General features: G+C 68.6%; 24 protein-coding genes. 13 read left to right on the top strand and 11 right to left on the bottom strand.

Annotation, left to right across the window (positions count from 1 at the left end):
- The first annotated feature begins 27 nt into the window (after nucleotides 1-27).
- The 4 genes from argG (at nucleotide 28) to ABD206_RS11155 (ending at nucleotide 4,627) form a co-directional block, all read left to right on the top strand.
- On the top strand, nucleotides 28-1,470 hold the full coding sequence (argG, locus tag ABD206_RS11170; protein WP_344072535.1) for an argininosuccinate synthase: 1,443 nt from the start codon (nucleotides 28-30) through the stop codon (nucleotides 1,468-1,470).
- Between the two features lie 106 nt (nucleotides 1,471-1,576).
- Complete coding sequence (locus tag ABD206_RS11165; protein WP_344072533.1) at nucleotides 1,577-2,206, top strand: TetR/AcrR family transcriptional regulator; 630 nt, start codon at nucleotides 1,577-1,579, stop codon at nucleotides 2,204-2,206.
- Nucleotides 2,196-2,819: a hypothetical protein gene (locus ABD206_RS11160; protein WP_344072531.1), complete on the top strand. Its 624-nt coding sequence runs from the start codon at nucleotides 2,196-2,198 to the stop codon at nucleotides 2,817-2,819. Before ABD206_RS11165 ends, ABD206_RS11160 begins: the two co-directional genes overlap by 11 nt.
- Nucleotides 2,816-4,627, top strand: a complete 1,812-nt coding sequence (locus ABD206_RS11155) for a YhgE/Pip family protein (protein ID WP_344072529.1) — start codon at nucleotides 2,816-2,818, stop codon at nucleotides 4,625-4,627. The genes ABD206_RS11160 and ABD206_RS11155 overlap by 4 nt, the downstream gene beginning before the upstream one ends.
- On the opposite strand, the gene mnhG is transcribed toward ABD206_RS11155, so the two are convergent.
- The 7 genes from mnhG to ABD206_RS11120 form a co-directional block, all read right to left on the bottom strand.
- Nucleotides 4,628-5,035 (bottom strand): monovalent cation/H(+) antiporter subunit G, encoded by a 408-nt coding sequence (gene mnhG, locus ABD206_RS11150; protein WP_344072527.1) that lies wholly within the window; start codon nucleotides 5,033-5,035, stop codon nucleotides 4,628-4,630.
- The gene (locus ABD206_RS11145; RefSeq protein WP_344072525.1) at nucleotides 5,032-5,298 is read right to left on the bottom strand and encodes an MrpF/PhaF family protein; all 267 of its coding nucleotides are present in this window, start codon (nucleotides 5,296-5,298) and stop codon (nucleotides 5,032-5,034) included. The genes mnhG and ABD206_RS11145 overlap by 4 nt, the downstream gene beginning before the upstream one ends.
- Nucleotides 5,295-5,873 carry a Na+/H+ antiporter subunit E gene (locus ABD206_RS11140; RefSeq protein ID WP_344072523.1) on the bottom strand — a complete coding sequence of 193 codons (579 nt, stop codon included), beginning with the start codon at nucleotides 5,871-5,873 and terminating at the stop codon, nucleotides 5,295-5,297. Before ABD206_RS11140 ends, ABD206_RS11145 begins: the two co-directional genes overlap by 4 nt.
- On the bottom strand, nucleotides 5,870-7,429 hold the full coding sequence (locus ABD206_RS11135; protein WP_344072521.1) for a Na+/H+ antiporter subunit D: 1,560 nt from the start codon (nucleotides 7,427-7,429) through the stop codon (nucleotides 5,870-5,872). The genes ABD206_RS11140 and ABD206_RS11135 overlap by 4 nt, the downstream gene beginning before the upstream one ends.
- The gene (locus ABD206_RS11130; protein WP_344072518.1) at nucleotides 7,426-7,893 is read right to left on the bottom strand and encodes a Na(+)/H(+) antiporter subunit C; all 468 of its coding nucleotides are present in this window, start codon (nucleotides 7,891-7,893) and stop codon (nucleotides 7,426-7,428) included. Before ABD206_RS11130 ends, ABD206_RS11135 begins: the two co-directional genes overlap by 4 nt.
- Nucleotides 7,890-10,799: a Na+/H+ antiporter subunit A gene (locus ABD206_RS11125; RefSeq protein ID WP_344073548.1), complete on the bottom strand. Its 2,910-nt coding sequence runs from the start codon at nucleotides 10,797-10,799 to the stop codon at nucleotides 7,890-7,892. Before ABD206_RS11125 ends, ABD206_RS11130 begins: the two co-directional genes overlap by 4 nt.
- A 62-nt stretch (nucleotides 10,800-10,861) precedes the next feature.
- Complete coding sequence (locus ABD206_RS11120; protein ID WP_344072515.1) at nucleotides 10,862-11,914, bottom strand: LacI family DNA-binding transcriptional regulator; 1,053 nt, start codon at nucleotides 11,912-11,914, stop codon at nucleotides 10,862-10,864.
- 61 nt (nucleotides 11,915-11,975) lie between these two features.
- On the opposite strand from ABD206_RS11120, the gene ABD206_RS11115 reads away from it, so the two are divergent.
- From ABD206_RS11115 to ABD206_RS11100, 4 genes are read left to right on the top strand one after another with little or no spacing between them, the layout of a single operon-like run.
- The gene (locus ABD206_RS11115) at nucleotides 11,976-13,223 is read left to right on the top strand and encodes an MFS transporter (RefSeq protein WP_344072513.1); all 1,248 of its coding nucleotides are present in this window, start codon (nucleotides 11,976-11,978) and stop codon (nucleotides 13,221-13,223) included.
- Between the two features lie 33 nt (nucleotides 13,224-13,256).
- Nucleotides 13,257-13,952, top strand: a complete 696-nt coding sequence (gene nucS, locus ABD206_RS11110) for an endonuclease NucS (RefSeq protein ID WP_344072511.1) — start codon at nucleotides 13,257-13,259, stop codon at nucleotides 13,950-13,952.
- 35 nt (nucleotides 13,953-13,987) lie between these two features.
- Complete coding sequence (locus ABD206_RS11105) at nucleotides 13,988-14,668, top strand: HAD hydrolase-like protein (RefSeq protein ID WP_344072509.1); 681 nt, start codon at nucleotides 13,988-13,990, stop codon at nucleotides 14,666-14,668.
- Nucleotides 14,665-16,746, top strand: a complete 2,082-nt coding sequence (locus ABD206_RS11100) for a bifunctional lysylphosphatidylglycerol flippase/synthetase MprF (protein ID WP_344072507.1) — start codon at nucleotides 14,665-14,667, stop codon at nucleotides 16,744-16,746. Before ABD206_RS11105 ends, ABD206_RS11100 begins: the two co-directional genes overlap by 4 nt.
- Before the next feature lie 4 nt (nucleotides 16,747-16,750).
- Here the strand turns inward: ABD206_RS11100 and ABD206_RS11095 are convergent, their stop codons facing one another.
- Nucleotides 16,751-16,957, bottom strand: coding sequence for a cold-shock protein (locus ABD206_RS11095; RefSeq protein ID WP_344072505.1), 207 nt, complete (start codon nucleotides 16,955-16,957; stop codon nucleotides 16,751-16,753).
- A gap of 156 nt (nucleotides 16,958-17,113) precedes the next feature.
- Nucleotides 17,114-17,680, bottom strand: coding sequence for a hypothetical protein (locus ABD206_RS11090; RefSeq protein WP_344072503.1), 567 nt, complete (start codon nucleotides 17,678-17,680; stop codon nucleotides 17,114-17,116).
- A gap of 223 nt (nucleotides 17,681-17,903) precedes the next feature.
- Here ABD206_RS11090 and ABD206_RS11085 point away from each other — a divergent pair, with 223 nt between their 5' ends.
- The 5 genes from ABD206_RS11085 to ABD206_RS11065 all read left to right on the top strand — a co-directional run bounded on the left by ABD206_RS11085 (nucleotide 17,904) and on the right by ABD206_RS11065 (nucleotide 22,999).
- Nucleotides 17,904-18,365, top strand: coding sequence for a hypothetical protein (locus ABD206_RS11085; protein WP_344072501.1), 462 nt, complete (start codon nucleotides 17,904-17,906; stop codon nucleotides 18,363-18,365).
- A gap of 185 nt (nucleotides 18,366-18,550) precedes the next feature.
- Nucleotides 18,551-19,615, top strand: coding sequence for an LLM class flavin-dependent oxidoreductase (locus tag ABD206_RS11080; protein WP_344072499.1), 1,065 nt, complete (start codon nucleotides 18,551-18,553; stop codon nucleotides 19,613-19,615).
- Complete coding sequence (locus tag ABD206_RS11075) at nucleotides 19,612-20,283, top strand: cysteine hydrolase family protein (protein WP_344072497.1); 672 nt, start codon at nucleotides 19,612-19,614, stop codon at nucleotides 20,281-20,283. Before ABD206_RS11080 ends, ABD206_RS11075 begins: the two co-directional genes overlap by 4 nt.
- The gene (locus ABD206_RS11070) at nucleotides 20,280-21,614 is read left to right on the top strand and encodes an NtaA/DmoA family FMN-dependent monooxygenase (RefSeq protein WP_344072495.1); all 1,335 of its coding nucleotides are present in this window, start codon (nucleotides 20,280-20,282) and stop codon (nucleotides 21,612-21,614) included. The genes ABD206_RS11075 and ABD206_RS11070 overlap by 4 nt, the downstream gene beginning before the upstream one ends.
- Nucleotides 21,611-22,999, top strand: coding sequence for an MFS transporter (locus ABD206_RS11065; RefSeq protein ID WP_344072493.1), 1,389 nt, complete (start codon nucleotides 21,611-21,613; stop codon nucleotides 22,997-22,999). Before ABD206_RS11070 ends, ABD206_RS11065 begins: the two co-directional genes overlap by 4 nt.
- On the opposite strand, the gene ABD206_RS11060 is transcribed toward ABD206_RS11065, so the two are convergent.
- Complete coding sequence (locus ABD206_RS11060; RefSeq protein WP_344072492.1) at nucleotides 22,974-23,720, bottom strand: SDR family NAD(P)-dependent oxidoreductase; 747 nt, start codon at nucleotides 23,718-23,720, stop codon at nucleotides 22,974-22,976. The genes ABD206_RS11065 and ABD206_RS11060 overlap by 26 nt on opposite strands.
- A complete protein-coding gene (locus ABD206_RS11055) occupies nucleotides 23,717-24,367 on the bottom strand; it encodes a pyridoxine/pyridoxamine 5'-phosphate oxidase (RefSeq protein WP_344072490.1) in 651 nt (216 codons plus the stop codon). The genes ABD206_RS11060 and ABD206_RS11055 overlap by 4 nt, the downstream gene beginning before the upstream one ends.
- Between the last annotated feature and the right edge of the window lie 126 nt (nucleotides 24,368-24,493).

The raw sequence follows: 24,493 nt of genomic DNA, 5'->3' as shown, positions 1-24,493 counted from the left end.
CGGGCCCGCTCAGTAGAATCGACTTCCATGTCCAAGGTTCTCGAGTCCCTGCCCATCGGCGAGCGCGTCGGTATCGCTTTCTCGGGGGGGCTGGACACCTCGGTGGCCGTCGCCTGGATGCGCGACAAGGGCGCCGTTCCCTGCACCTACACGGGCGACCTCGGCCAGCCGGATGAGGACGACATCGAGTCGATCCCCGGCCGTGCCCTCACCTACGGCGCCGAGGTCTCGCGCCTCATCGACTGCAAGACGGCCCTCGTCGAGGAGGGCTTCGTGGCCCTCGCCTGCGGCGCCTTCCACATCCGCTCAGGCGGGCGCACCTACTTCAACACCACGCCGCTGGGGCGCGCGGTGACCGGCACGCTGCTCGTGCGGGCGATGAAGGAGGACGGCGTCGACATCTGGGGCGACGGCTCCACATACAAGGGCAACGACATCGAGCGGTTCTACCGCTACGGCCTCCTCGCCAATCCGGCTCTGCGCATCTACAAGCCGTGGCTGGATGCCGACTTCGTGCGCGAGCTCGGCGGCCGGCAGGAGATGAGCGAATGGCTCGTCGCGCACGGCTTCCCCTACCGTGACTCGGCCGAAAAGGCATACTCGACCGACGCCAACATCTGGGGCGCCACCCACGAGGCCAAGACGCTCGAGCACCTGGATGTGTCCCTCGAGACGGTCGATCCGATCATGGGCGTGCGCTTCTGGGATCCCTCTGTCGAGATCGAGACCGAGGAGGTCACGATCACCTTCGATGCCGGTCGCCCGGTGGCGCTGAACGGCATCGAATACGCCGACCCGGTCGCTCTCGTCTTCGAGGCCAACCGCATCGGCGGACGCCACGGCCTGGGCATGAGCGACCAGATCGAGAACCGCATCATCGAGGCCAAGTCCCGCGGCATCTACGAGGCGCCCGGCATGGCGCTGCTGTTCATCGCATACGAACGCCTGGCCAACAGCATCCTGAACGAGGACACTCTCGCGACCTACCACGAGCAGGGCCGACGCCTCGGCCGACTGATGTACGAGGGCCGCTGGCTCGAGCCGCAGTCGCTCATGTTGCGCGAGTCGATCCAGAAGTGGGTGGGCTCGGCCGTGAGCGGCACCGTGACCCTGCGGCTGCGGCGCGGCGAGGACTACACCGTGCTCGACACCGTCGCGCCGGTCATGTCGTACGGTCCCGAGAAGCTCTCGATGGAGCGCGTCGGGGATGCCGCCTTCGGGCCGACCGACCGCATCGGCCAACTCACGATGCGCAACCTCGACATCTCGGACTCGCGCACCCGCCTCGAGCAGTATGCGGCGATGGGCCTGATCGGAGGCCCCACCGGGGAGCTCGTCGGTTCCCTCCGACGCGGGGAGGCCGAGGAGATCACCGAGCACGTGCTGCCCTACGACGCCGACCGCGAGGAGCTCGCCGAGGCGACCGACGCAGCGGGCGAGTCGGCGGCCTTCGACTTCGGCGCCGACTGACGCGTCCGGCCGGCGGCCCCCGACGACGTCCCCTCCAGCCTGCGGACATCATGTGTATCCGAAAGAACTTGCACATGGCTGTGCACATTCGTGTCACGATGGGGGAGTGACGACATCCACCGACAGGCCGCTGCGTCGCGACGCCGCGCACAATCGCGATGAGCTCGTGAACTGCGCCCAGCGTGAGTTCGCGCGCGATCCCCGCACCTCACTCGACGGCATCGCACGCGCCGCGGGACTCACACGGCGCGCGGTGTACGGGCACTTCCCCGACCGCCACGCGCTCGTCAGCGCCGTCATCGACCGTGGCGCCGAGCACTACAACGAGATCGCCCAGACGCTGACCGCCGCCGATCCGCTGGATGCGCTGCAGGAGCTCACCCGGCGACTGTGGGATGAGGCCTCCGTCGTGCAGGCGAGCACCGCGATCGCGCTCGATGAGGCGTACCTCCCGCACACCGCACGGGCACTCGCCCCCCTTCGGGCACGGCTCGCGCAGATCGTCGCGGCCGGTCAGGCGACGGGATCACTGCGGCGGGATGTCGATGCCCACACCCTCGTACGCCTCATCGAAGAGACCGCGCGAACCATCATCCTGCGCTGGTGCGGCGCACCCGACACGACCGCGGACCTTCCGGTGCGCGCTGTGCTGAGCATCGCAGGGCTGTCCTGGGAGCACATCGCGGACCGCCTCGCGAACCCCCGCACGAACGGAGGTACACCTGATGCTCGTTGACCTGCAGAACGTGAGCAAGGGACGACGCGGCGTCGCCCTGGCCGAGACCTCCCTCACCTACGGAGAGGGAGAAGCCCGTCTGGCGGTCGCGGAAACCGAGCAGCGCCCGACGGTGCTCGGTTTGATCGCATCGGGGCGCATGCGTCCCGACACCGGCACGGTCACGATCGACGCTGAGCCGGACGGCCGCAGCCTGCGGCGCCGGGTGGCACTGATCGACGCCCCCGACGTGAGCGACCCGGCCCCGAACGTCACGGTGTTCGGGGTGGTGGCCGAGGAACTCATGTTCGCCGGTCGACCCTCCTCCCCGCGCGCCGTGCTGGAGTGGCTCACCACGCACGACGCCCGCGAGCTGTCGCGCCTTCCGATCGCGGATGTCACCCCGCGCGATCGCCTGCGCCTGCTGTTGGAGCTGGCCACGCTGCGCCCCGGGGTCGAAGGACTCGTGCTGGTGTCTCCCGACCGACACGGCGGCGATCCCCACGTCTGGTGGGATCTGGCCGAGCACTTCGCCACGCGCGGAATCAGCGTGCTCGTGATCGCAGGCGCATCCGCCGGCACCGTGCTCGCGGGGCGCGCCCGCCGTGCCGAGCGCGAGGAGGCGCGCGCATGAAGGTTCCGGCCATGATCGCGGCAGAGTTGCGACGCCTCACAGCGACCCGGATGTCCGTCATCGCGCTGCTCGCACTCATGCTCGTCCCCGTCCTCTACGGCGGCGTCTACCTCTGGGCCAATCAGGATCCCTACGGTCGCCTCAGCGAGGTTCCGGTGGCGCTGGTCAACGACGACGCGGGCGCACAGGTCGATGGCGAGCACGTCGACTACGGCGACGAGGTCGCGCAGAACCTCATCGAGGACGGCAGCTTCGCGTGGCAGCTCCTCGACTCCGAGGAGGCCCTGTCCGCGCTGACGACGGGCGACGTGGACTTCATCGTCACGATCCCGAGCGACTTCTCCGAAGCCCTCGCCTCGTCCGCCGGGGACGATCCCCACCAGGCGACCCTCGAACTCGAGACGAACGACGCGAACAACTACCTCGCCTCCACGATCGGCGACACGGCCATCGAACGCATCCGCGCGTCCGTGGCCCAGCTCGTCGGCGAAGAAGCCGCCCTGCGGCTGTTGGACGGCATCGCGGACATCCGCACGAGCCTCGTGACTGCCGCCGACGGCGCCTCCCAGCTGGCATCGGGCACCGCTGAGGCATCCGCCGGGGCCGGCACCCTCACCTCGGGCGCCGACGAGCTTGCGGCAGGAACCGCCACCCTCGCGTCCGGGGCCGCGGACCTGGCAGCCGGAGCGGCGCAGGTCTCAGCCGGGAATCAGACCCTCGCCGCATATGCAGATCAGGCCGGCGCCGCAAGTCAGGCGGCGGTCGATGCGATCCCGACGGTGCGCGCGGACATCATCGCGTCCCTGCAGGCAGCAGGTCTGGACGATACGCAGATCGACGCGGTGCTGGCTCGACTCGATCCACTCGCCGATGCCGTCACCTCGGCCAACGGCGATGTACAGCAGGCCGTGGGCTCGGTCGACCAGCTCGCGGCCGGTGCCGCCCAGGTCTCGGCAGGCGCCGCCTCCCTCGCCGACGGCGCGGCGAGCGCAGCGGCCGGGGCCGCGCAGGTCGCCGCCGGTTCTGCCACGCTGGCCGACGGGCTCACGCAACTCGATGACGGCGCCGCCGATCTGAGCGAAGGCCTGGCCGACGGGGTCGCACAGCTCCCCGACTCGAGCGCGGACCTGCGTCAGACGCAGGCCGAGACGATCTCAGACCCCGTGGCGGTCGAAACGGGCAAGGTCGCGTCCGCCGAAGACTACGGTGCTGGGCTTGCGCCGTTCTTCGCCGCCCTCGCCGGATGGATCGGGATCTACGCGCTGTTCCTCATCGTCAAGCCGATCTCGCGCCGTGCGATCACCGCGCTGCGCTCACCGATCCGGGTGACGCTTGCCGGGTGGCTGACCCCCGCGATCCTCGGTGGCCTGCAGATGGTCGCCCTGTTCGGCATCCTCGCCCTCGCCCTCGGCTTCACGTTCTCGCAGCCGCTCGCGACCCTCGGGATCATGGTGCTCGCCTCGTTCACCTACGCCGCGATCATCCTCGCGCTGAACGTGTGGCTCGGCTCGGTGGGGCAGTTCCTCGGTCTCGTTCTGATGGTTCTGCAGCTGGTGACCGCCGGCGGCACCTTCCCTTGGCAGACACTTCCGGAGCCCCTCGCGACCCTTCATCACGTGCTGCCGATGGGCTACGTCGTGGATGCCATGCGGCAGCTGATGTACGGAGGGGATCTCGCCCGCGTGGGATCAGACCTGCTGGTACTCGCGGCGTGGGGCATCGGCGCGCTGGTGCTGGCGGCGATCGGGGTGACGCGCATGACCCACCGCAGAACCCTGCGGGATCTTCAGCCGAGCCTCATCGGGTGATCAGCTGCGACCCGCGTCGTCCCTCTGCTCGTCGTCACGGGGACGGCGTGCGTCGCCGGCCAGCTCGTCGACAACGAGATCCTCGTTCGCCATGGTGCGGTTGCGGTAGGCCTGGCGACCGATCATCTGCGCAGCAAGGGGCGCGGTCGCCAGCTGAATGAGAACGATCGGGACAAGGAAGGCGAGAACCCCCCAACTGCGCTGAGACAACCCGACCGCCACGCAGATCAGCACGACACCCAGCACCTGGGGCTTGGTGGCCGCGTGCAGCCTGGTCGGAACGTCGCGGAAGCGCACCAGGCCGATCGCCGCGGTCACGCACAGCAGAGCACCGATGAGCACGAGCACGAGCGACGCCACGTCGAGCACGGTGCCCCACGGCAGATCGCCCCACTCCTGCGCGCTCACTTCGCGTCATCCTTCCGTGCCACCAACCGCGCGATGGCGACCGAGCCGAAGATCCCGACCGCCGCGATCACGAGCAGGACAGGCAGGGTGTCGGTGTGGCCGTTGATCACCATGTCCGCGCCCAGCACGCACATGACCTCGGTCAGCAGCACATCGGATGCGACGACGCGGTCGAGGATCGAGGGGCCCACGACGATGCGCCACAGCGTCACCAGAGCGGCCACGGCGAAGGCGCCGTAGATCACGATCAGCAGCAGATTCATGCGGCCTCCTTCTGCGCTGCCGCGCGGAGCCGCTCGAGCTGCGCCCTCGAGCCGAACGCACGGATGACCCGCGCTTCCCAGGCCAGCGTTTCCGCGCGGTGCGCGTCGACATCGGCGTCGCCGCGCACACCGATCACGTGCAGGTAGAGCACGCGACGACCGCGGTCGATGTCCAGGACCAGAGAACCCGGAATCAGCGACGCGGTGACAGCGGTGTGGGCCATGATCAGGTCATCGTCCGTGCGCAGCGGTACCGCGATCACGGCGGCGCGGGGCTGGCGCCGCAGGTCCAGCACCTGCCACGCGACGGTGAGTGAGCCCTTCACCAGTGCCCCGACGAACGTCACGACGAACACCAGGGCGTACCAGGGGTTCACCCGACCCGACAGCCCGATCGGCGGCAGGCGGAACACCGTCGTGACCGCGACGGCGGCGATTAGGCCGGTGAGGAACGCGAGAACGGTGAACTGCCCCCACAGCAGCATCCACAGCGCTGTCAGCCAGAGCAGGAACGGCCACTGCCGCCACAGATCGTGGACGAATCCGATGCGCTCGCGGCGCGGATCCTCGCTCATGTGCCGTCCACCGCCTCTTGCACCTGCTCGAGCGTCGTCGGCTGCAGCAGAGCGTCACCGATCCGCTCGCACACCTCGTACAGGGGACCGGCGAACACCGTGAGCGCGACGGTGAGCGCCACCATCCCGGCGGTGGCCGCCGTCATGATCCGGGGGATCACCCGACGCTCGGTGATGACATCGGCAGCCGGCGCCGACTCGAGGTAGGCGGTGCGCTGATCGGTCTCGGTCGAATCGTCCTTCTCGCGCCAGAACGACAGGTTCCACGCGCGCATGAGCGCGAACAGCGTCAGCAGGCTCGTGACGATGCCCGCCACGATGAAGACCATCATGATCGGGCTGCCTTCCAGGGCGGCGGCATCGAACAGGGCGTACTTGCCGATGAAACCCGAGAACGGGGGCAGCCCGCCGAGGTTGATCGCGGGGATGAAGTACAGCACCGCGATGACGGGCGCCGCGCGCATGAGGCCCTTCACCCGCAGGATCGAGGTGCTGCCCGCGCGCCGCTCGATCAGCCCCACCGAGAGGAACAGTGTGGTCTGCACGATGATGTGGTGGACCATGTAGTAGATCGTCGCGCCGATCGAAGCGGGGGTCGCGATCGCGATGCCGAAGATCATGTAGCCCACGTGGCTGACGAGCGTGAACGACAGGATGCGCTTGAGCTCGGCCTGCGCCACCGCGCCGAGGATGCCGATGACCATCGTGGCGAGGGCGGCGATCATCAAGACGAGGTTGAGGTCGTTGTCGAGGAAGAGCTCCGTCTCGGTGCGGATGATCGCGTAGACGCCGACTTTGGTGAGCAGGCCGGCGAACACCGCGGTCACCGGCGCGGGGGCGGTCGGGTATGAGTCAGGCAGCCAGAACGACAGCGGGAAGACCGCGGCCTTGATACCGAAGGCCAACAGCAGCATCACGTGCAGCACTGTCTGCGTCCCCTGGGGGAGCTGGGCCATCCGCTCGGCGATCTGGAACATGTTCACCGTGCCCACGGCTCCGTAGATCATCGCGATGGCGACCAAGAACAGGATCGAGGAGACCAGCGAGACCACGATGTATGTCACACCTGTCCGGATGCGGGACGCGGTACTGCCCAGGGTGATGAGCACGAACGAGGCGACCAGCAGGATCTCGAAGCCGACGTAGAGGTTGAACAGGTCGCCGGCGATGAACGCGGTGAAGATCCCCGTCGCGAGGATCATGTACGTCGGATGGAAGATCGTGACCGGAGTCTCGTCGTCGCCGTCCGCAGCGCCCTGCCCGACGGAGAACAGCAGAACCGCCAGGAGGACGATGCTGGAAACCAGCACCAGCAGCGCCGAGAGCCGATCGACGTAGAGCACGATGCCGAACGGCACCGGCCAGCCCCCCACCGAGACGGCGAACGGGGTGTCGGCGGCATCCACCGCAGCCAGCAAGATGGTGGCGAGCACCATCGTCGTCGTGAGCACGATGATCGACACGGCCACCTGCACGCGGCGGTGATGCCCCGCGATGAGCGCGACGGCGGCGCCCAACAGCGGCAGTGTGACCAGCAGCGGAACGAGAGCGGTCATGCGTGCTCACCCCCACGCGGCGCGGCATCGGCGTCGTCCTCGTCACCGTCGAAGTCCGTCGTGGCGTCATCGTCGCTCGCCACGACCTGCTCGAGCTGACTGGTCTGCGCACCCAGCTCGCGCACTTCGATGTCGGCCTCGTCCTCGCTCACGGTGTCGGCCTGACCCAACTGCCAGGAGCGGTAGATGAGAGCCAGCAGGAACGCGGACACGGCGAAGGTGATGACGATCGCCGTGAGCATCAGCGCCTGGGGCAGCGGATCCGACATCTCGTCGGGTTCTCCGGTCCCGAAGAAGGGGGCGAGCCCGGGCCTTCCCATGACGATGAGGAACAGCAGGTTGGCGGCGTTTCCCAGCAGGAGGAAGCCGATGAGGATGCGGGTGAGGCTGCGCTCGAGCATCGCGTAGACGCCCGCGGCGAAGAGCACCGCCATCACGACGATGAGGACCAGAGACACGTTCATCGCGCGCTCACCTCCGCCGCCGCCGTCGCCTGGCGGTCGATCTCGGCGCCCAGGCTGCGGAGCACATCGAGGACCAGTCCGATGACCACGAGGTAGACGCCGACGTCGAACAGCGTCGAGGTGACGAACTCGATGTGACCGACCACCGGGAGCTCGGTTTCGAAAATGCCGCGCGTCAGCGGCGAGAACCCGAAGGCGAGCGGCACGACCGCACACGCGACCGCGATCGCCAGCCCGATGCCGAGGAATCTTCCCGCATCGGTGGGGGCCGCCGCCCCGAGCTCATACCGCCCGCCCGCGAGGTAGCGCATGACCAGCGCCATCCCGGCGACAAGACCCGCGGCGAAACCGCCGCCGGGAAGGTTGTGCCCGGCGAACAGGAGATACAGCGACACGATGATGATCGTGTGGAAGAGGATCCGCACGATGATCTCGAGCAGGATCGATCGGTTCTCGGGCCGCACCCGCTGGCCGCCTACGAGCCACGCCATCCGACCGGGGCGTCCCTCAGCCTCGGAGATGCGCTCGACCAGCGGCGACCGTCGCCGAAGCGCCTGCTGGGGAATCGGCGCCGTGAAGTCCGAGAGCGTGTCTGCCCGGTGGGTGACGAAGACGAGGGAGGCCACCCCCGTCGCCGCCAGCACGAGCACCGAGAGCTCTCCCATCGTGTCCCAGCCGCGCAGGTCCACCAGGGCGACGTTGACGACGTTCGCGCCATGGCCGATCTCGTACGCGAGCTCGGGGAACTCCACCGAGATCGGCAAGACGTCCCGAGCGCCGGTCGCAACCAGCACGACGAGCGCCATGGTCACCCCGACCGCCGCACCGAGTATCGCCCGACCGATGGAGAACCGCGAACCGTTGTGGGTGCCCAGTCGCGCGGGGATCCGTCGCAGCACGAGCGCGAAGACGACCATCGTGATGGTCTCGATGAGGATCTGCGTCAGGGCGAGATCGGGGGCGCCGCTCGTCGCGAACAACACGATCATGCCGAGCCCCGTCACCGAGACCAGCACCACGCCGGTGAATCTCTTGCGCGCGCGCACGGCGATGAGCCCGGCCGCGATCATCAGCGGGGCGACTGCGAGCTGTGCGGGGGTGTGGAACGCGTCGAGGTCGGCCCGCCACTGGTCGGAGGCGAGGAGGGCGGTGGCCTCTCCCGCGACGAGCACGACGAAGATCGTCGCCACATAGGTCGGGAGTGAGCCGCGCTGGGCGATGACGGTCGTCGCGACCGACAGTCGACCGACGCTGCGGACCACGAGGTTGTAGGCATCCAAGGCACTGAACGGCAGGATGCGGCGGTTCCAGGCCGCACGACGCGTGAGGGCGAACACCGCGGCCCCGATCACCAGCGTCGCCACAGAGATCCACAGGGCGGCCTCGAACCCGTGCCAGAGCGCCAGATGGGCGGGGTGCTCGGGCTCGGCGACGCCCGGTGAGGACAGCGGCGCCAGATCGGCGTACGGCGTCAGCGCGACGTCCAGCGCCGCTGCCGACAGTCCCGCCGCCACGGTGAGGACGGCGAGCGCGACCGGAGCGAAGAGGAATCCGGGGCGCGGCCTCGGCCAACGGGTCGGGGCGATGCGCTCACCCGCTGCGGAGCGTTTGGTGCCGAACGCGCCCCAGAGGAATCGGAGGCCGTAGGCGGCTGTGAGGACGGATCCGAGGATCACCGCGACGAGCGCGACGACGCCCCAGACGGCACCGCCGACTGCCTCGTCGAGGAGGGCCGTCAGCGCCCCCTCCTTTGCGACGAACCCGATCGTGGGGAAGATCCCTACCATCGAGGCGATGGAGATGACCGACACGGCCGCGATGACGGGGGCGCGCCGCCCGAGCCCGCTGAGCTCACCGATGTCGCGTGTGGAGACCTGGTGATCGATGATCCCGACCACCAGGAACAGCGCCGACTTGAACAGGGCGTGGCCGAGCAGCAGCGCGAGGCCGGCGAGTGCGGCATCCCTCGTGCCGTATCCGAGCACGACGGCGAGGAAACCCAGCTGGCTCACGGTGCCGTAGGCGAGGATGCGCTTGAGATCGGTTTCGCGCAGGGCCTGCCAGCCGCCGAGCAGCATGGTGAATCCGCCCAGCACGATCACGATCGGATGCCAGGCCGGATTCTCGCCGAACACCGGCGCCAGCACAGCGATCAGATAGATCCCGGCTTTGACCATCGCGGCGGCGTGCAGGTAGGCGCTCACCGGCGTCGGCGCCGCCATGGCACCCGGGAGCCAGAAGTGGAACGGGAAGATCGCGGATTTGCTGATCGCGCCGACCAGCAGCAGCACGATCGCAGCCGTCACGACAGGCCCCGACGGGGGATCGGAGAGGATCGTCGACAGGCTCGTCGTGTCCGCCGCCACCGCGATCAGGACCACGCCGATCAGCATGATGAGACCGCCGAGGGTCGTCACCAACAGTGCCTGGAGCGCCGCGCGACGGCTGGCCGCACGGCGGTGGTAATACCCGATCAGCAGGTAGGAGAGCACACTCGTGATCTCCCAGAACATCACGAGGACGACCACGTCATTGGTCAGCACCAGCCCGTACATCGCCCCGGCGAACGCGAGCAGCACGGCGGCGAACTGGGGGAGGCCGTCGCTGGCCTCGAAGTACCACCGGCAATAGATGAGAACCACGGCGCCCACGCCCGTGACGATCAGCGCCAGTAGCCACGAGAGCGTGTCCATCCGCATCGACAGGGAGATACCCAGCGGCTCGATCCAGGGCACCGACTCGAACGGCAGGTCCCCCGCCAGCACACGCGGAGTGAGTGCGGCGGTGTGCACGAACGCTGCCAGCGGCAAGAGGGCCGCCACGAGGAAGGCCCGCGGTCCCCAACGCGAGACCAGCAGCGGCAGCACGATCGGTGCCAGCGTGAACGCGGCAAGGAAGAGGAGCAGGAGGTCCTCCTCGTGGTCGTCGTCTCGGTCAGAGGCGAGAGCTGGCGATCAGGGCGTGCGTCTCATCCTACCGAGGGGATCCGAACAGGGGCGGTGGTCGTCCCCTCACGGAATGTGCAGGTGAAGGTGATCGATGCCGCCTCCTCGCCGGCGAGCATCCGCGCCACCGCAGCCCCGGCCGCACGCCCTTTCTCGAACGCCGGCTGTACGAGGGTGGTGAGCTCGTACCCGTCGAGACCGTCGACGCGGACACCGTCGAATCCGGTGACGCTCACGTCCTCGGGGACGCGCAGGCCCGCGTCCTCGGCAGCTCTGATGACTCCGGCGGCCAGCAGGTCGCTCTGCGCGATGACGGCCGTCGGGCGTTCGCGCGAGGACAACAGGGCGCGTCCGGCGCGCACGCCTTCATCGATGGAATTCTCCTCGACGGCGAAGGCGGCAGCATCCGGGAAGAGGTCCCGCGCGCCCGCGAGACGGTCCCGGGTCACGTCGAAGCGGATCTCGTCGTCGGCATCCAGCCAATCCCGAGCGCGGTCACGGCGCGGCGGCAGGGCGAGGACGACGACGTGCCGGTGACCCAGCTGCGCCAGGTGTGCGGCGGCCAGCCGCTGCGCCTCCCGGTCATTCAAGCCGATGCGGGGCACGCCTGCCGCGGCGTCTCCCTCGATCACCACGATCGGCACGCCGCGGGCGCGCAGCAGCGCGAGCGCCTCGCCGATCGCGTCCGAGCTGTTGATGACCACGACCGCATCGATCGGCGCGCTGGTCAGCAGGTCTCCGTTGCCGGTCGCATCATCGTGCAGCAGCAGCAGTCCGGCGCCCAGCGCAGCGACGCCCTCGGTCAACCCGTCCATCATCGCCGTCTTGACGGGATCGAGGAACGCGGTGCGCAGGGGTTCCATGAAGAGGACGCCCACGATCCCCGATCGCCCGCGGCGCAGCGACGCGGCCCGCGGATCGGGACCGGTGTAGCCAAGCTCGGCGGCGGCCGACAGCACGCGCCCGCGCGTCGCCTGCGACACCGGGGCCTTCCCGCTGAAGACGACGGACGCCGTCGATGCGGATACCCCGGCCGCACGCGCGACATCCGCGATCCCCGGCCGTCGCTCGCTCATGTCCGCCGATGTTACCGGGTCCGACCTTCAGTTTATCGAATCGATTCGATAAGCTCTCCCGGTGGATGTCACACTCACTCGTTCCCAGGTCGTGCGCTGGCGCACGGCCGTCTTCGCCGTCTTCTTCCTGAGCGGACTGAGCGTGGCGACCTGGGCATCGCGCGTCCCTGCGCTCAAGAACGCCCTCGAGATCGACAGCATGCAGGTCGGCTTCCTGCTCTTCGGCGCCGGCGTGGCCTCGATCATCGGCCTGTCGGTGGCGCCCCTGGCACTGTCGCGACTGGGGGCCCGGCGCGCGATGCTGACCTCGATCGTGATCTTCGCGGTGGGCGTCACCACGATCGGCATCGGCGCCGATGTCGCCCACTCATTCGGCATCGTGATCGTCGGCCTCGCGCTGTTCGGCCTCGGCAACGGCTCCGTCGACGTGATGATGAACGTCGAAGGCGCGGCCATCGAAACGGAGACCGGCAAGACGCTCCTCCCCCTGTTCCACGCCCTCTTCAGCGTCGGCACCGTCGCCGGTGCCGGCCTCGGCGCCCTCGCGATCGCCCTGGATCTGAACGTCCTCGCGCACGCGGTGATCATTTCGGCGGTGATCGTCCTGGTCGGGATCTTCGCCACCGCCAACGTCCCCTCCCGCGAAGAGGCGATGGATCCCGACGCCCCCGGCGTCGGCGAGAAGCGCCCGTGGCGCGAGCGCCTGTCCCGCTCTCTCCAGGCCTGGCGGGAGCCCCGCACCTACGGACTCGGGCTCATCATCCTCGGGATGTCGTTCGCCGAAGGCGGCGCCAACGACTGGCTCGCGCTGGGGGTCGTCGAAGGCCATGAGGGCAGCGAGGCGTTCGGAGCACTCGGCCTGGCCGTCTTCTCACTGAGCATGACCGTGCTCCGGATTGCCGGTGGGCCGCTGGTCGACAGGTTCGGGCGCGTCCTCGTCCTGCGCGTGCTGTCCGGCTTCGCCGCAGGGGGGCTGCTGTTGTTCGTGTTCGCGCCCACGTTCCCGCTGATCTTGGTGGGAGCGGCACTGTGGGGAGCGGGTGTCTCACTCGGCTTCCCCCTGGGCATGTCGGCCGCAGCCGACGATCCGCGGGATGCCGCGGCGCGCGTGAGCGCCACCGCGACGATCGGCTACGTCGCCTTCCTGTGCGGACCGCCGCTGCTCGGCATCATCAGCCACTCGATCGGGATCCTCAACACCCTGCTGTTGCTCGTGGGACTGGCTGTCATCTCGGGACTCGCTTCCGGGGCCGCCAAGCCGCTCCCCGCATCGACCTCGCCGTCGAACACCCCGGCCGCGACGGAATGAACGTGGCCGGAGACGACTAGGTAGGCTCGTCGGGTGCGTCTGGTCATCGCTCGCTGCACCGTCGATTACACGGGCCGTCTGAATGCTCACCTCGCGCTGGCGACGCGTCTGCTGGTGCTGAAGGCCGACGGGTCGGTGCTCGTCCACAGCGATGCGCTGTCCTACAAGCCCCTGAACTGGATGAGTCCGCCGTGCTCGCTGGTCGTCGAAGAACCCGAGGCAGACGCCGCCGACGTCGGTGTCATCGAGCAGTGGCGGGTGACGCACGCCAAGTCGGGCGACTCCCTGCTCGTGCAGATCTACGAGCTGATCCACGATTCCTCCCACGAGCTGGGGATCGACCCGGGACTGGTCAAGTCCGGCGTCGAGGCCGACCTGCAGCGCCTGCTCGCGGAGCAGGTCGAGGTGATCGGCGAGGGCCTGAGCCTCGTGCGCCGCGAGTTCCCCACCGCGATCGGCCCGGTCGACCTGCTCCTTCGTAACCCTGACGGTGGCACGATCGCCGTCGAGGTCAAGCGACGCGGGGACATCGACGGCGTCGAACAGCTCACGCGGTATCTCGAGCTGCTCGGACGCGACCCGCACCTCGCTCCGGTCACCGGCGTCTTCGCCGCGCAGGAGATCAAACCCCAGGCCAAGGTGCTGGCGACCGACCGCGGCATCCGGTGCGTGACGCTCGACTACGAGGAGATGAAAGGCATCGAGTCCGGTGCGCCACGCCTGTTCTGACCGCGCACCGCTCGGTTTCCCATAACGTGGAGGGCATGACCGCTCGTTCTCCCTGGACCTGCGTGCTGTGGGACGTCGACGGCACACTCGTCGACGCCTCGGAAGGCATCCTGCGACGCCTGACGAACACCCTCGAGCACTTCGGCTACCCCGCACCCACTCGGGCCGAGCTGGTGCACTGGATCGGCCCTCCGATGTTCGAGTCCTTCCAGACGAACCTCGGGATGACGCCGGAACAGTCACGCGAGGCCGTCGTCTACTACCGCAGTCGGAGCAAGGCAGAGGGCTACACGAGCGGCGCGAAGCTCTTCCCGGGAGTCGCCGAGCTCATCGACGAGGTCGCTGCGGCCGGCATCCCCCAGGCGACCGCCAGCTCCAAGCCCGAGAACCAGGTCGCGGCCCTCATGGAACACTTCGGCCTCGCTCCGCGCCTGGCATCCATCACCGGCGCCACACCCGATGAGAAGACCCTGAGCGCCAAGGCCGACATCGTCGCCGAAGCGCTGCGACGTCTGCACACGCTCGGGGTGGATGTCTCACGCCCCGTCCTCATCGGGGATCGCCACCACGACGTCGAGGGCGGCGCGGAACACGGCGTGCCCGTGATCTTCGTGCGCTGGGGCTTCAGCTGGCCGCACGAGAGCGAAGGCGCGCAGGCTGCGGTCGATGATGTCGCGCAGCTACGATCACTGCTGCTCACGGAGGACGCCGCGTGAGCAGCGAGACCCCCACCCCCGCAGAGGTCACCCGGACCCGCGGACCGTGGTCGGTCGTGGCCCGTGTGCCGGCCACCACCGTGATGGTGCTCGCCGTCGTCGTCATCGGCATCGTGTCCCAAGGGCTGTGGCACTCATTCAAGGAGTCACCCGGGTTCGAGGTCGTCGCCTACGGCTTGCCCGCCTTCATGGACGGGCGCTGGTGGACACCCCTGACCGGGACGTTCTTCGTCGTCCACCCGTGGGTGTACATCCCGACACTCGCGAGCTTCGTGGGGATGGTGACCCTCGAGTGGCGTCGTGGGTGGCGCGTCGCCCTCGCCTACTACTGGGTGGGGCAACTCTTCGCGGTCTTCGCCGCCGCACTCGTGATCTGGCTGTTCGCGTTCCTGCCCTGGCCGTGGGCACAGCACGAGGCGCTCGCCCTGGACGTCGGACCGTCGGGTGGGACGGTGGCGTGCCTGGCGGCCGCCGCCTGTCTGCTGCCCTCCCCGTGGCGCACGCGCGCGTGGCTCGTGCTCATGGGCGCCGGCGCGGTCGCGCTGTTGTACTGGGGCTCTCTGGCCGACGTCGAACACGCGATCGCGATCCTCCTCATCCTCGTCGTCGCCCGTCCGCTGCGGATGCGACGCGGCAGCATGCAGGAGCAGCGCTACGTCGCCTTCATCGCCGTCCTGGCGCTGGCCGCGATCGAGTTGATCACGACTCTGGTCCCGACCGACGGGCCCTTCGGCACGACCACGCTCGGTGATGTGTCGTGGATCGACACGGCCATCGATGTCGTGATCCTGCTGCTGGTTGCACGGGGACTGTTCCGCGGTCGACTGTGGGCGTGGATCGTCGGGGTGGTCCTCGCCTCGATCAACGTCGTTCTCGGCATCCTCGTGATCGTCCTGTATTTCGCGCTCCCCCGCACTGAGCAGTCCTGGGACGGGGACCCTTCGGTCGCCGTGGCCACCGCGGTGCTCTGGGCCGTGCTGCTGGTCTACCTGCTCTGGGTGCGCGCCACCTTCCGTGCCCGCCGCCGGTCGCGCCTCAGCCCGTCCGCCGCGCCGACGGTCGCCGACGTGAAGGATGCTCTGCATGAGCACGGCGGCGGCACGCTGTCGTGGATGACGACGTGGAGCGGCAACGCGTACGTCCGTACGAGCGGCGGGATCGTGGCCTACCAGCGTCGTGCGGGGGTCGCACTGGCACTGGCCGACCCGCTCGGGCCCGCGGCGACTCGGGCGAAGTCGGTGACGGAGTTCGTCGAGATGGCCGAGCGTGCCGGGCTGGTCCCCTGCTTCTTCTCCGCCGACGAGGCCACGCGCGCCGCGGTTCCCGAGGGGTGGCGCAGCATCATCGTCGCGGACGACACGATCGTCGACCTCGAGGGGTTGGAATTCACCGGCAAGCGCTGGGCGGCGGTACGCACGTCGATGAACCGCGCGGGCCGCGAGGACGTCGAGTTCCGGATGACGCGGCTGGCCGATGAGCCGTGGGGCGTGCAGCAGCAGCTGCGCGCGATCTCGGACATGTGGGTCGGTGACAAGGGCCTTCCCGAGATGGGATTCACCCTGGGCACCCTCGAGGAGGCGCGCGACCCGGAGGTCCGTCTGGCGCTGGCGGTGTCTGCCAACGGGGACGTCGAGGGCTTCCTGTCCTGGTTGCCCATCTACGGAGAAGGTGAGACCAGGGGGTGGACCCTGGACCTCATGCGCCGCCGTGACGGCGGCTTCGGACCCGTCATGGAGTTTCTCATCGGATCCTCCGCTCGCTTCTTCGCGGACGAAGGTGCCGACATCCTCTCGCTGTCGGGTGCTCCGCTGACGCACGAGTATCCGCCGGATGCCGGCGTGATCATCGAACTCACCGACAAGCTCTCCGAGATGTTGGAGCCGGTGTACGGCTTCCGCTCGCTCCACCGATTCAAGGAGAAGTTCCACCCGCGCTACGAGTCGCTGTACCTGCTCTACCGTGACGAGGCCGACCTGGCCCGCATCGGTATGGGGCTCACCCGGGCGTTCCTACCCAACGCAACGCTGCGTCAGCTCGCGGGCTCCGGAGGTGAACTCCTGCGCGGAGCCCGCGATTGAGTGCTTAGAGCGGGACGATGTTCTCGGCCTGCAGGCCCTTGGGACCCTGTGCGACCTCGAACTCGACGCGCTGGTTCTCCTCGAGGGAGCGGAAGCCCCCCGACTGAATCGCGGTGTAGTGGGCGAAGACGTCGGCGCCGCCCTCATCGGGAGCGATGAACCCGAAGCCCTTCTCCGCGTTGAACCACTTGACCGTGCCTTGCGTAGCCATTCCGAACCTTCTGTGGGAGTGATGCCCACCGAGGATGGCAGACGGAAACCACGCTAGCGGGCACCCCGCAGGTGCGCCGAACGTTTTACGGATGGTGACCGAAACGTTGCCTGCCCGACACACACGCGGATCGCGTGCGAACACAGGACGCGCGGCCTACCGCGCCGCCAGGAACACGGCGTCACCGGAGGTGTTCAGCACCGTCCACACACCGCCCTCGATCTCGTCGGCAGGGACGGTGACCGCGACGTTGGCGGTCAGATCGTCCGCCGGTGGGTAGACAGTCCCGACCTCCCACAGCTCATCCGGGACATCCACGCTCCCGTTCTCATACAGCTCGAAGCTCCGCCCGCTCGCACCGATGTAACGCACGATGAGGGAGGCCCACGGGTCGATGCCCAGGGTGTCGGCGGTTGCCGGATCTTCGCCGTTCGCCTCGAGTTGCACGCGGATGGCATCCCAATCGATGAGGATGCGCAGGGGGAGGACGACGTACCCTTCGCCGACCTCGGTCGCCGCACTCGCGCCCACCGTCCAGGCAGAGGTATCGCTCAGGGGGATCACCTCGCCGACGGGCAAAGGGTTGGCGCGGGTTCCGGGCGCCGCCTGCGTACTCTCCGACGCGGTCGGCAACGCGGTCGGACCGGACTCGGGCACACACCCGGCGAGCGCACCGGCGAGGATGACGAGTCCGGCCGCAGCGACGGCAAGCGACGATCTCATGACACCTCGGAAGGATCGGGACCGGCACCCGGCACCCGGGTCCGATGCGGACACCCGATGCTAACCCAGCTCATTGCCGCCCCCGTGGGCATAAAGGAACACGAGCGACGCCCGTGTGTCCGCCACCGCGCCGGGCGTAGGCTGATCGGGACTTCGATGAGCACGAAATGGCGACAATGAGCCCGCACGAGACCCTGCCGCCCCCGCCGAACAGCCGCAGCCGATGAGCGGGACGGGCTTCACCACCGCCGTGTCGGTGGAATCTGGTCGATTCGACCAGTGGGGACGCTTCGCTGCGGGCGGCAGTGAGCGCGCCGTGCTGTCAGCCCTGGGCGAGCTGATCGGCTTCCCGATCCGGCCGGTCAGGCTCCGCGTCTCCGATGGGAGTCGGGTCGAACTCGACGGCGCGAGCGCGGATGCCTCGGCGGTGGTCCAACTGCCGCTTCGCGGCGGCGAATTCACCTCCGCACACCGCAACAAGATCATGGCCGACATGTTCAAGCTCACCTGGGTTCGCTCTGTCGCGGCGCCGCACGCGCACGCACTGCTGTGTGTGAGCAGCACCTCGGCCGGCGCGTTTCGCCCCGGCTCCTGGCTGGCGCGAGCAGCCGCGGACATGCGCGTCACGGTGTTCGTGTGGAGTGAGGACGCGCTCACCCACGCGGCTGGACCCGCGCTCTCCTAGATGGGCGATTGCCCGTCAGCCCGCACATCGGTTAGCCTGGGCTCCTGGCATGGACCTCCGTTGAACTACCGCGATTCCGCGTTCGCTCGACACGCTTTCCATGATCGTCGTTGACGTTCGATCTCTGGAGGCCTCATGGTCCGCACATTCTCCCCCCGCCCCTCTGAGCGTCCGGCGGTGCTCGCATGAGCGCCACCGAGTACGGGGTTTTCCTCCCCAACGCCTCCGGCGGCTGGCTCATCTCGGAGTCTGCCCCTTACCCACCCGCCAGCTATGACTTCAATCGCGACATCGCCGTTCTCAGCGAGAAGATCGGTCTGGACTTCGTCATGGCGATGGCCAAATGGCGCGGATTCGGCGGCAGCACCGATCACTGGGGGGAGACCCTCGAGTCGGTGACCATGATGGCCGGCATCGCCGAGGCGACCAGCCGCGTCAAGATCTGGGCGACGATCCACGCGAACATGCAGCACCCGGCGTTCGCCGCGAAGGTCTTCGCGACTCTCCAACAGGTCAGCCACGGCCGTGCCGGGCTGAACATCGTCAACGGCTCGTACGCCGATGAGTTCGAACAGATGGGCATCTGGGACCCCGAGATGTCCCACGAGGCGCGCTACCGCATGACCGAGGAGTGGACGCGCCTGGTCCTACGCCTGTGGAGCGAGGACACCGTGACCCATGAGGGCGAGTTCTTCACCCTCACGGACTGCGAGTCACGCCCGCACCCCACTCCCCGCCCGACCCTCATCAGTGCGGGGCGCTCCGAAGCGGGACGCACGTTCCAGGCGAACTACGCGGACGGCGCGTTCCTCGGTTCCGAGAGCCTGTCCGAAATGGCCGAGTTCTCCCGCGATGTCCACCGGCGTGCGACGGCGGCCGGACGCACGGTGGGCACGTACTCGATGCTGACCGTCATCATGGCCGACACCGACGAGGCCGCCGAGCAACGCGCCGCGCAGTATGCGGCCGGCCTCGACAGAGAGGCGCTGGCCAACATGAGGCGCTCGTGGGGCTGGGATGCCCAGCGAGCGTTGTCGTGGGCGGAGGACGCCGAGGGCGCCGCGGCCTTCCAGACGCCGTACGTCACCGGCTCGCCGACGACGGTCACCGAGCGCATCCTGCATGTCGTCCGCACGGCCGAGCTCGACGGACTGATGCTGATCTTCCCCGACTATCTGACCGACCTCGCCGCGTTCGGCGAAGACGTGCTGCCCGCGCTGCGCGCGGCTGATCAGGGGGAGCCCTCATGAGCGGCGGCCCCTCACTTCGCGAACGTCAGGAGAATGCCCTCCGCTCCCACGCGGGCGGCGCCGCGCTCCTGGTCGTCGATGTGCAGCGCTCGTTCGCCGACCCGGAGTTTCTCGCCGAGTACGGCTTGAGCCACAGCGAGCTGGGTTCTCTCGAAGCAGCGGTGAAGCGCTGCGGTGAAGCGGTGGACCATGCCCGTGCCGCGGGTGTCCCGGTCGTATGGATCGAGCTCGAGAGCGCCGTCGACTCGCATTGGCGGGCAAGTTCCTGGCTGAATCTCGGCGACCCGGCAGCCCCGCTGCTGAACGCGCCGTGCGCCAGCGGGACAGCGGGTGCGGAGTGGTATTCCCTCTCACCCGCACCCGGCGAGATGCGCATCGTCAAACGGCGCTACAGCGGCTTCGCCGGCACGACACTGGCCCAACAGCTGCGGGAGGCCGGCGTGGGGTGGGTGTCTGTCGCGGGCTTGACCACAGAGTGCTGCGTCGCGGCGACGGCGTTCGACGCATTCCAGAGTGACTTCTCGGTGGTCGTCCTCTCGGACGCCACCGCCGCCTATTCCGCGTCTCTGCACGAGGGTGCGCTGGCCGCGCTCTCGCTCAATGCCGGCATCGTCATGAGCTCCGACGACGTCGCTGCACTCTGGCGGGAACGGCGCGTCGCCGCATGAGCGGCATCCACACCGCCCTGGATCTGTCCTTCACCCATACCGAGGGCCGCTGGGCTCGACCCGGATCGTGGGTCGGGTACGACTTCCCCGACGTCCGGATGTTCCAGGAGATCGCGGTCACAGCCGAACGGGCCGGGATCGACATGCTCTTCTTCGGCGACGGGAGCGGGATTCCCGACACGTGGCGCGGTTCGATCGCTCCCGCCGTGGAGTGGGGCATCCAGTGGCCACGTCAGGACATGAGCCCGATCGTCGCGGCGATGTCCACGGTCACCGAGCACATCGGATTCGGACTCACCTACTCGTCGACCTTCATGCATCCCTTCACGACGGCGCGTCTGCTGAACTCGCTCGATCACGTCACCTCCGGACGTCTCGCCTTCAACGTCGTTGCCTCATCTCGAGGCGCCGACGCGGCCAACTACGGATTCGACGGCCTCATGCCCCACGCGGAACGCTACGAGCGCATGGCCGAGTTCGTCGACGTCTGCAAGGCGCTGTGGCATTCGGTGGCGCCCGACGCGATCGTGCGTGACCGCACGACGGGCCGCTTCGCAGACCCGTCAAAGGTGCACCCGATCGACCATCGCGGGCAGTACTTCACCGTGAAGGGCCCCCTCAGCGCCGTACCGAGTCCTCAGATCGAGCCTGTGCTCGTGCAGGCGGGGGGATCACCCGCCGGCATCCGTACCTCGGCACGATTCGTCGAGTTGGCATTCGGATTCGGCGGCTCCGTGGCCGGTCAGCAGCGCTACCGCGCGGCTCTGGATGACGCCCTCGCCGAGTCCGGAAGGGATCCGATGTCGGTGGGAATCCTGTGGGCGACACAGGTGATCGTCGGACGGACCGCGGCGGAGGCGCGAGAACGACAGCGCGAAGTGCTGTCGTTCTGGAGCGAGGAGGCGGTCGGCGCACACCTGTCGCACAACGCCGGATTCGACTTCTCCACCCTTCCGCCGCGGTTCCGCCTCGGCGACGTGGTGGACAAGATCCGCGACGCACACGCCAGTCCCGGCGGGTTGGTGGGGATGCTCGTCGACCAGTACGGTGCCGACCACTCGATGACGCGGGCAGAGTTCTTCGAGCACGGCTGGCATCATGCGACCGGGATGGACCACACCCTGGTGGGATCGCCCGCGGAGGTGGCCGATGCGCTCGAGGAGAACTTCGCGGCGACCGGCGCGCGGGGAGGCTACATGTTCAGCTCTCCGCTGGCGACACCGTCCGGCCTGATGGACATCACCGAGCTGCTGCTCCCCGAGCTGCGCAGTCGTGGTGCGCTCGCGCCGCGGTACCCGGGGCGCACCCTGCGCGAGAACCTGCGCGCATGAGCACCGCGCGATCTGTCGCGCGGGCACCCTGGCTGACGCTGATCGCCCTGTGCCTGGGCTTTTTCCTCATGCTGCTGGACAGCACGATCGTCGCGGTTGCGATCCCCGCGATCTCGGAGGAGCTCGATGCGGGTGCGGCGGCGACCGTCTGGGTCAACAGCGGGTACCTGTTCGCCTATGCGGTGCCGCTGCTGTTCGCCGGTCGCTGGGGCGATCGGATCGGCGCGCGGAGGGTGTACCTGATCGGCCTCGTGCTGTTCATCGTCGCGTCGGCCGCGTGCGGGCTGTCGGGGTCTCTTCCCGCGCTCACGATCTCACGCGTGGCGCAGGGGCTCGGCGCCGCGCTGATGACACCGCAGACCCTCGCGATCATCCGCCGCACCTTCCCCGCCGCGACCCTGCCCATCGCCCTGGGCGTGTGGGGCAGCGTCGGCGGGGTCGCAGCGGCGGCTGGCCCGCTCATCGGCGGCCTGCTGGTGGGAGTGGCCGGGTGGCCGTCGATCTTCCTGGTCAACGTGCCGCTCGGGGCTCTGGCACTTGTCCTCGCCCTGCTGTGGGTTCCTGTCGCACCACGCGGGACCTCGACCATCCCCTTCGCTTCGGTCGCGTTGAGCGCGCTGGGGGTGCTCGGGGTCATCGTCGCCGTCCACGAGGTCGCGACGCTGCCGATTCTGGCCAGCATCGCACTCGCGGCGCTCGGTGTCGGTCTGATCGTGCTCGCCCTCAGGGTGCAACCGCGCGATCCCCACCACGCGCTGATCCCGCGACAGCTCCTGCACAGTCGCGGCTTCGTGCGCGCGACGCTGGGGGCAACGGCGGCAAGTTTCGTCGTCGGCTCGGCGCTGATCCCGGTCATGCTCGCGCTGCAGGACGGGCGTGGGCTGTCCGTCATGCAGGCGACCCTGGCGATCCTCCCGCTCGGAGTCGGATCGGCCGTGACGGCGCCCTTCGCTGGCGTTTCGGTCGCCCGATGGGGTCCCAGGCCCGTCGCCGTGATCGGAACGACCGCATTGGCGGCGTCGACGTGCGCGACGGCGACGGCCATCCAGACGTCCGCGCCGGTATGGACGATTGCGGCCGCGATGGCCCTGTTCGGGTTCGCGAATTCGTTCGTCTGGTCGCCCTTGGCCACGGCCGCCATGACGGCGATCGAGCCGGAGTACGCCGGCTCGGCCTCGGGCGCCTACAACGCGACGCGGCAGGTGGGCGCCGTTCTCGGCAGCGCCACGGTGGCCGCACTGATCGCGACCGGCGGCATGGCCCTCTCGCTCTGGGCACTGGGGGTCGTGGCGGTGGCGTCCGTCGTCGTCGTGGTCGGACTTCCCTCGGCCGCGGCGGCTGAGGGGTCCGGCGATACGGTCAGTGCATCACCATCCCGCCGGTGACGTTCACCGCCTGCCCGGTGAAGTATTCACCGTCGCACGAGGCGAGGAACAGCGCCAGCCCAGCGACGTCGTCGGTCGTTCCCAAGCGGCCCAGAGGTGAGTAGCTCGACCACAGCGCCACTTTCTCAGGGGTTCGCGTGTCGGCACCCATCTCGGTGAGGACATACCCGGGGCACATCGCATTGACCCGGATGCCATGCTCGCCCAGCTCGAGCGCCGCAACGCGCGTCAACGCGACCACGGCCGCCTTCGACGCCGCATAGGCGACCTGCCCCTCGCCACCGGTCTTCGCGGCCATCGAGGCCAGATTGACCACGGCACCTCCCTGACCTGCCGCGATCATGGCTGCCGCGGCGACCTGCGTCGTGACGAGCATCGCCCGCGTGTTCACCGCGAACATCGCATCCCACTCATCGGGGTCGGTCTCGAGCACGCTCGCGAAACGCAGCATTCCAGCGTTGTTGATGAGCACGTCCACACCGGACAGCTCTTCGATCGCCGCGCGAACAGCGCGCTTGGTCGCGTCGTTGTCGGAAAGATCGACCTGGATGAAGGTCGCGCCGATCCGCTCCGCGTGCGCACGGCCGGCCTCGGCGTTCCAATCCAGGATCACGACACGAGCGCCTTCGTGCACGAACCGCTCCGCGATGCGCGCCCCGATACCCCGCGCGGCGCCGGTGACGATCACTCGGCTGCCCTCGAATCTGCGCATGCCGGTCATGCCTGGATCGCCTCTCTGGTCCACACGCCGTCGACGCGACGGTAGTGGACACGGCGGTTGAGCGCCTCGGGGTGACCCTCCCAGAACGTCACCGCGTCGGGGACGATCCGGAGCCATCGCCAGTAGTCCGGGCGGGGAATCGCGTCCTCGCCGTCACGCAGGGCGGCGAACCGCTCGAGCTGATCGATCTCGTCGGACAGGGGAAGTCCATGGAACGACACACTGCGTGAGGCCTGCACGGCCCGGCTCTCCCCGGCGAAGCGCTCATCCGACTCCGCGTCATCGGCCCACACGACATCGCCTGTGATGTTGACGGACTGGGCGCTCTCACGCCAGAACGTCGACACCGCTGCACGGCCGGTCTGTGAGATCTCCACGCCCTTTCGACTTCCCGCGTTCGTGGTGAACAGCAACGCATCATCCTCGACCGCGAGCAGCTGGACGGTCCGGCTGGAGGGCACGCCGGTGGCGGACGCGGTTGCCAGAGTGACGTACTGCGGGTCGAGTGCACCGCGCTCGATCACCGTCTCCCACCAGCTCCGGAGCAAGTCGAGAGGATTCTCGGGAGCTACCGCGACGTCCAGTCGCGGAAGATCTTCGGGCATCGCCGGGAAGACCAAGTGCGGGTCGGGGGTGGGTCGCGCCATCGTTCTCTCTCTGTCTGTCCGTGGTGAGGACTCCAGGATGACAGCGGCGCCAGGCCTCCGATGGCCTCGATGCAAAACCTTTTACATGGCTGTAATAAAACGATTTACATGCCCGACATTTTCGTT

The sequence above is a fragment of the Microbacterium sediminicola genome (genome assembly GCF_039531125.1).
Taxonomy (GTDB): Bacteria; Actinomycetota; Actinomycetes; order Actinomycetales; family Microbacteriaceae; genus Microbacterium; species Microbacterium sediminicola.
The sequence above is the reverse complement of the archived record's forward strand: the minus strand, read 5'-3'. Positions and strand labels throughout refer to the sequence as shown.

What these genes read in the sequence shown, in the direction of transcription:
- argG (WP_344072535.1), top strand. Translation starts at nt 28, where the DNA reads ATGTCCAAGGTTCTCGAGTCCCTGCCCATCGGCGAGCGCGTCGGTATC.
- ABD206_RS11160 (WP_344072531.1), top strand. Translation starts at nt 2,196, where the DNA reads ATGCTCGTTGACCTGCAGAACGTGAGCAAGGGACGACGCGGCGTCGCC.
- ABD206_RS11155 (WP_344072529.1), top strand. Translation starts at nt 2,816, where the DNA reads ATGAAGGTTCCGGCCATGATCGCGGCAGAGTTGCGACGCCTCACAGCG.
- ABD206_RS11145 (WP_344072525.1), bottom strand. Translation starts at nt 5,298, where the DNA reads ATGAATCTGCTGCTGATCGTGATCTACGGCGCCTTCGCCGTGGCCGCT.
- ABD206_RS11140 (WP_344072523.1), bottom strand. Translation starts at nt 5,873, where the DNA reads ATGAGCGAGGATCCGCGCCGCGAGCGCATCGGATTCGTCCACGATCTG.
- ABD206_RS11135 (WP_344072521.1), bottom strand. Translation starts at nt 7,429, where the DNA reads ATGACCGCTCTCGTTCCGCTGCTGGTCACACTGCCGCTGTTGGGCGCC.
- ABD206_RS11130 (WP_344072518.1), bottom strand. Translation starts at nt 7,893, where the DNA reads ATGAACGTGTCTCTGGTCCTCATCGTCGTGATGGCGGTGCTCTTCGCC.
- ABD206_RS11120 (WP_344072515.1), bottom strand. Translation starts at nt 11,914, where the DNA reads ATGAGCGAGCGACGGCCGGGGATCGCGGATGTCGCGCGTGCGGCCGGG.
- ABD206_RS11105 (WP_344072509.1), top strand. Translation starts at nt 13,988, where the DNA reads ATGACCGCTCGTTCTCCCTGGACCTGCGTGCTGTGGGACGTCGACGGC.
- ABD206_RS11095 (WP_344072505.1), bottom strand. Translation starts at nt 16,957, where the DNA reads ATGGCTACGCAAGGCACGGTCAAGTGGTTCAACGCGGAGAAGGGCTTC.
- ABD206_RS11090 (WP_344072503.1), bottom strand. Translation starts at nt 17,680, where the DNA reads ATGAGATCGTCGCTTGCCGTCGCTGCGGCCGGACTCGTCATCCTCGCC.
- ABD206_RS11085 (WP_344072501.1), top strand. Translation starts at nt 17,904, where the DNA reads ATGAGCGGGACGGGCTTCACCACCGCCGTGTCGGTGGAATCTGGTCGA.
- ABD206_RS11080 (WP_344072499.1), top strand. Translation starts at nt 18,551, where the DNA reads ATGAGCGCCACCGAGTACGGGGTTTTCCTCCCCAACGCCTCCGGCGGC.
- ABD206_RS11075 (WP_344072497.1), top strand. Translation starts at nt 19,612, where the DNA reads ATGAGCGGCGGCCCCTCACTTCGCGAACGTCAGGAGAATGCCCTCCGC.
- ABD206_RS11070 (WP_344072495.1), top strand. Translation starts at nt 20,280, where the DNA reads ATGAGCGGCATCCACACCGCCCTGGATCTGTCCTTCACCCATACCGAG.
- ABD206_RS11065 (WP_344072493.1), top strand. Translation starts at nt 21,611, where the DNA reads ATGAGCACCGCGCGATCTGTCGCGCGGGCACCCTGGCTGACGCTGATC.
- ABD206_RS11060 (WP_344072492.1), bottom strand. Translation starts at nt 23,720, where the DNA reads ATGACCGGCATGCGCAGATTCGAGGGCAGCCGAGTGATCGTCACCGGC.
- ABD206_RS11055 (WP_344072490.1), bottom strand. Translation starts at nt 24,367, where the DNA reads ATGGCGCGACCCACCCCCGACCCGCACTTGGTCTTCCCGGCGATGCCC.